Annotated in this window: 2 protein-coding genes; one reads left to right on the top strand and one right to left on the bottom strand. The window is 50.0% G+C overall.

Annotated features, from left to right (window positions below; genetic code table 11):
- Window positions 1-34: 34 nt before the first annotated feature.
- On the bottom strand, window positions 35-451 hold the full coding sequence (gene tnpA / locus K5Q99_RS21700) for an IS200/IS605 family transposase (protein WP_037426855.1): 417 nt from the start codon (window positions 449-451) through the stop codon (window positions 35-37).
- Between the two features lie 45 nt (window positions 452-496).
- Between tnpA and K5Q99_RS21695 the strand changes: the two genes are divergently transcribed.
- Window positions 497-1,702: an RNA-guided endonuclease InsQ/TnpB family protein gene (locus tag K5Q99_RS21695; RefSeq protein WP_086904945.1), complete on the top strand. Its 1,206-nt coding sequence runs from the start codon at window positions 497-499 to the stop codon at window positions 1,700-1,702.
- Window positions 1,703-1,745 lie beyond the last annotated feature (43 nt).

Here is a 1,745-nt window from a genome sequence, read left to right as displayed (position 1 = left end):
GATGAATAGCGCAACGGCGAAGCCGTTCTGAGGGCTACGCCGGAGTTTGTTGCTGCTCAATATACTGCCGGATGATCTCAATTGGCGCACCACCACAGCTCCCCGCAAAATAACTGGGCGACCAGAGCGCACCTCCCCAGAGTTTCTTTTTGATCGAAGGGTAATTCTTTTTTCGGATCATCCGGCTGGATACACCTTTGAGACTGTTAACCAGATTCGACACGGCCACCTTCGGCGGGTAATTCACCAACAAATGCACATGGTCGTCTTCACCGTCGAACTCAACCAGCTCTGATTCAAAATCAAGACAGACCTTTTCAAAAAAGATTTTTAGATCATCCAGCACTTCTTTGGTAAAGACATTTCGTCGGTATTTTGTTACAAAGACCAAATGAACGTGCATTTTAAAAACACAATGCCTGCCATGCCTTAAATCGCTTTCAATTTCCATAGACCAATCTATAATTGAGTTGTATTGACACAGTATGAGCAAGCCATGCAACGACTGCAAGCCTACAAATTCGAACTGATTGTCACTGGAGAGCAGCAGCGCCAGATGCGCCGCTTCTCCGGTGCTTGTCGGTTTGTCTATAACAAGGCGCTGGCGTTGCAAAAAGAACGACATGAGCAGGGTGAAAAGAAACTATCGGCCTTTGAACTGAATAATCTGTTACCACAATGGAAAGCAGAGCCAGAAACAAAATGGCTGTCTGATTCACCTTCTCAAACGCTGCAACAGTCGCTGAAAGATTTAGATCGGGCGTACAAAAATTTCTTTGCCAAACGAGCAGACTTCCCGCGCTTCAAAAAGAAGGGTCAGTCAGATAGCTTTCGCTATCCACAAGGGGTGAAACTGGAGCAAGGCAATAATCGACTCTTCCTGCCCAAGCTCGGCTGGCTGCGTTACCGCAACAGTCGGACGGTGGAAGGTGAGATTAAAAACGTCACGGTCAGTCAGGTTTGTGGTAAGTGGTATGTATCGATCCAGACCGAGCGGGAAGTTGAAATTGCCGTGCATCAGGGCGATGCCATCGGCATTGACATGGGCATTGCCCGCTTTGCCACCCTGTCCGATGGCCGTTTCTACGCCCCGCTCAACAGTTTCAAACGGCACGAAACCGCTTTGCGCAAGGCGCAGCAGGCCATGAGCCGCAAGGTAAAATTCAGCAATAACTGGAAAAAGGCCAAAGCCAAAGTTCAGCGCATTCATTCCAATATCGGCAACAGCCGCCGTGACTACCTGCATAAAATATCAAACGACATTAGCAAAAACCACGCGATAGTCTGTATTGAAGATTTGCAGGTCAAAAACATGTCAAAATCAGCGGCAGGAACCGCCGAGCAACAGGGTAGGAATGTTAGGGCGAAGTCAGGCCTGAATAAAGCCATTCTTGATCAAGGCTGGTTTGAGTTCCGTCGCCAGCTCGATTACAAGCTGGCATGGAATGGCGGCCACCTGATCGCCGTTCCACCGAAAAACACCAGCCGGACGTGTCCGTGCTGTGGTCACATATCGAAGGATAACCGCGCCACGCAAGCTCGGTTTGCCTGTGTGGAATGTGGCTTTGAAGAAAACGCCGATGTCGTCGGCGCGATCAATGTATTAAGGGCGGGACACGCCCGATTAGCCTGTGAAGTGAGTGGTGCAACAATGCCGCCAGCAGCAGGAACCCACCGAAGCGAGTCCGGCGTTCGCGCCTAACCGCAGTAGGAATCCTCGTCGTTTACGGCGAGGAGGATGTCAA

This window comes from Shewanella hafniensis (genome assembly GCF_019655335.1).
Taxonomy (GTDB): Bacteria; Pseudomonadota; Gammaproteobacteria; order Enterobacterales; family Shewanellaceae; genus Shewanella; species Shewanella hafniensis.
The sequence above is the reverse complement of the archived record's forward strand: the minus strand, read 5'-3'. Positions and strand labels throughout refer to the sequence as shown.